This window comes from Nitrospiria bacterium, assembly GCA_036397255.1.
In the GTDB taxonomy this organism is placed as follows: Bacteria; Nitrospirota; Nitrospiria; order DASWJH01; family DASWJH01; genus DASWJH01.
The window spans coordinates 1-3,610 of record DASWJH010000049.1; the positions used below are offsets into that span (position 1 = coordinate 1).

At 45.1% G+C, this 3,610-nt stretch carries 3 protein-coding genes; all 3 read right to left on the minus strand.

The window, feature by feature from the left end; genetic code table 11:
- Positions 1-133: 133 nt before the first annotated feature.
- The 3 genes from tpiA to gap all read right to left on the minus strand — a co-directional run bounded on the left by tpiA (position 134) and on the right by gap (position 3,188).
- On the minus strand, positions 134-904 hold the full coding sequence (gene tpiA, locus VGB26_06515; protein ID HEX9757439.1) for a triose-phosphate isomerase: 771 nt from the start codon (positions 902-904) through the stop codon (positions 134-136).
- Positions 905-915: 11 nt separating this feature from the next.
- Positions 916-2,115: a phosphoglycerate kinase gene (locus VGB26_06520; GenBank protein ID HEX9757440.1), complete on the minus strand. Its 1,200-nt coding sequence runs from the start codon at positions 2,113-2,115 to the stop codon at positions 916-918.
- A gap of 68 nt (positions 2,116-2,183) precedes the next feature.
- Complete coding sequence (gene gap, locus VGB26_06525) at positions 2,184-3,188, minus strand: type I glyceraldehyde-3-phosphate dehydrogenase (GenBank protein HEX9757441.1); 1,005 nt, start codon at positions 3,186-3,188, stop codon at positions 2,184-2,186.
- Positions 3,189-3,610: the final 422 nt, after the last annotated feature.

Consider the following 3,610-nt stretch of genomic DNA (forward strand, 5'->3'; position numbering starts at 1 on the left):
AATACGGTTTGCCGTATCATCGCCTCAGCCCTCCTTGGTGGTTAAGGTTTCACCTATCAGGTGAGTAGTATACTCACCCGAAACCCTAATACCTAGAGGGCTTTTTCATTTTCTTGAAGCTTCTATCTCTGTTTTAGGGTTCAGGCCATCGTTTGGCAATGGATTCCTGAATTAATCGAGAAAAACTATCTGCCTGTAAGCTGGCTCCTCCAACCAATGCCCCCTGAACCATGGGCTCTCCCATAAAGTCGGAAACATTATCGGAAGTTACACTTCCTCCATACAACACCAAACATTTTACTTGATTTCTCCAGTGGTTCTGGAGCCATTGATGAATAAACCCATGGGCTTCCATAATCTGCTCCGGGGAAGCCACTTGCCCCGTCCCAATGGCCCAAACCGGTTCATAAGCAATGACAAAATCAGAAGGAGGATCTTTCAACATTTCCAAGGTTTCCTGCATTTGCTCTTCAAGAATTTTTTTGGTTTTCCCCTCTTCCCGCTTCTCAAGGGTTTCCCCGACACAAAAAATCGGGGAAAGGCCCGCTTTAAGGGAAGAAACAAGCTTTTTACCTATTAGAAGAGGTGTTTCTCCAAAATATTTGCGCCGTTCCGAATGCCCCAGAATGACATATTGACACCCGGCATCTACCAGCATAGGTGGGGAAATTTCACCCGTAAAAGCCCCCCTATCTTCCCAGTGACAATCCTGTGCGGCTAAAAAAACATTTTTACCCTTTAAAAGACCCCTTAAAGGATGAAGGAGCGTAAAAGGAGGGGCAATAGCAATTTTTACTTTATTAGAAGAGGATAAATGAGGGAGGAACTCTTTGACAAAGGTTTGACCCTGTTCAAGTGTTTTGTGCATTTTCCAGTTGGCTACGAAAAAGAGGGAAGATATCATCGACTTCACTTCTAGATGTCTTTCGCCGGTAGTACGGTCAATCCAGGCAGCTCTTTTCCCTCGATCAATTGGAGGGCCGCACCTCCTCCGGTTGAAATAAATGAGACGTTTTCGGATTCACCTGCGCGATGAACAGCAAGGGCGGAATCCGCTCCCCCCACGATGGTCAAGGCATAGGCATCCGCCACCGCATGGGCAATGGCGGAGGTTCCTCTGGAAAAGGCATCCATTTCAAATACTCCCATAGGCCCATTCCAGAGAATCGTCTTGGCATCTGCCAAAACCTCTGTAAACAGTTTCACAGAGGCAGGGCCGATATCCATACCGATCCACCCTTGTGGAATCTCCTGTACCGGAACAATCTTGGTTTCAGCTCCCGGACCCTTATGGGTGGCCACCACACAATCCACGGGCAGGTAAAATTTAACCCCTCGCGCTTGGGCATGCTCCTTAATCTCTAGGGCAAATCTCAACATTTCCTCTTCGACCAGGGATCCCCCAACCTCATTTCCTAAGGCCTTTAAAAAAGTATAGGCCATTCCTCCACCCACAATGACTTTATTGACTTTTTTCCCAAGGTTTTCGATGACGCCGATTTTTCCCGAAACCTTTGCCCCCCCTAAAATGGCAACGAACGGGCGTACGGGATTTGCAACGGCACCCTCCAGATACTCAATTTCCTTTTTCATTAAAAACCCAATGGCACATTTGGAAACAAAGCGTGTGATTCCTGTCATGGATGCGTGATTTCGATGAGCAGCTCCAAAGGCGTCGTTAATAAAGACCTCGGCCAATTTGGCAAGAGATTTCGCAAAGGCTTCATCATCCGATTCTTCCCCTGGGTGGAAGCGAAGGTTCTCCAGAAGAATGACCTCCCCACCTTTCAATTTAGACACCATTTTTTCCACCTGAGGCCCAATGCAATCTGGAGCAAACGTCACCTCTTTGCCCAGCAACCGTTGCAGGCGTTTGGCCACGGGGGCAAGACTCATCCGTGGATCGGGTTTTCCCTTGGGCCGCCCTAAATGAGAACTGATGATGACCTTTGCCCCTTCATCGATGGCATAGTTAATGGTGGGCAGGGTATAACGGATTCTTGTATCATCGGTGATATTTAAATGGTCATCCAAGGGAACATTATAATCTGCTCGAATAAAAACCCGTTTTCCCTTGATATCGATGTCTTCTATCGTGATCTTATTTAAATTCATTGTAAAATACCGATGGTATAAAAATGAGGATTTCTCAAAAACATTTTAACAATTGAAATCGTTTCCATTTATTTTTTATTTGCAATAAAACCCATTAAATCCCTTACCCGGCAGGAATACCCCCATTCATTATCATACCAGGCCATCACTTTCACCATTTTTTGACCAATCACCCGTGTGAGCTTCCCGTCGACGATTGAGGAGCGATCATCTCCATTTAAATCGATGGAAACCAAGGGATCCTCAGAAAAGCCCAAAATCCCCTTTAATGAGCCCTCCGCAGCCTTTTTGAGCGCTTCATTCACAGCTTCTTCCGTGGCATCGCGTTCCACATCAACCACAAGGTCAACAACGGAGACATTGGGGGTCGGAACACGAATAGCCATTCCGTCTAGTTTTCCTTTCAGTTGAGGTAAAACAAGGGCCACGGCTTTTGCAGCCCCGGTTGTGGTGGGAATCATGGAAAGACAAGCAGCCCTGGCCCGCCTTAGATCTTTATGAGGTAAATCCAAAAGCTGCTGGTCATTGGTATAAGAATGGATCGTTGTCATCAAACCCCTCTGAATTCCAAAATTCTCCAATAAAATTTTTGCAATGGGCGCCAAACAATTGGTGGTACAGGAGGCATTGGAAATAATGTGGTGTTTCCTGGCATCATACTCCGTTTCATTGACCCCCAAAACCACTGTGAGGTCCGGTTCTTTTGCCGGTGCTGAAATAATGACTTTTACTGCTCCAGCATCAATATGCCGGGAAGCGGATGCCCGATCTACAAACCTTCCGGTGGCTTCGATGACAACCTCTACACCCAAACGTTTCCAGGGGAGATCCTTTGGGTCCCTTTCCGATAAAATTTCAATGGGTTTGCCATCCACCATCAGTGATTGGTCTTTGGCTTCAACATTGGCGTTAAATCGCCCATGAACCGAATCAAATTTAAGAAGGTGGGCAAGGGTTTTGGCATCGGTAAGATCATTAATCGCAACGCATTCAAAGCGCGGGTCCTGATAAACAGCCCGATACAGGTTTCGACCAATCCTTCCAAAACCATTGATCGCATAGGATATACTCATTTCATCTCTCCTGTTTGAAAGTGGACATCCTATGAGAAAAACCCGAAAATGTCAAGGTTTCCAGAAACATATGTTTCCTGACGCACTGTGAAATTTCATTTTCCCTGCGAAGATCTTGTTCGTCAAATGCCTCACAATTTTTTTCCTTTTTTCCCTAAGAATTTAAATTATTCCTTCTGGCAGCAATAACCTCTCAGATCCCAAAGAAATTACAATCTTTCGAATATCTTTTAACAGGAAGGATTCAAAAAATGGCGGGTTTGCCGAAACCCTCCATTATTAAACTAGGAAAAATTGTGACGATCGATCAACGGTTGGTCAGAAGGACCTTAGGAAAGCTATCTTTTAATAAAATGAAAAAGGTGAAAATTATTCTAAAGAGGATTTTTAAGGCATTTAGTTGCCGATGGTTTTAATAATAA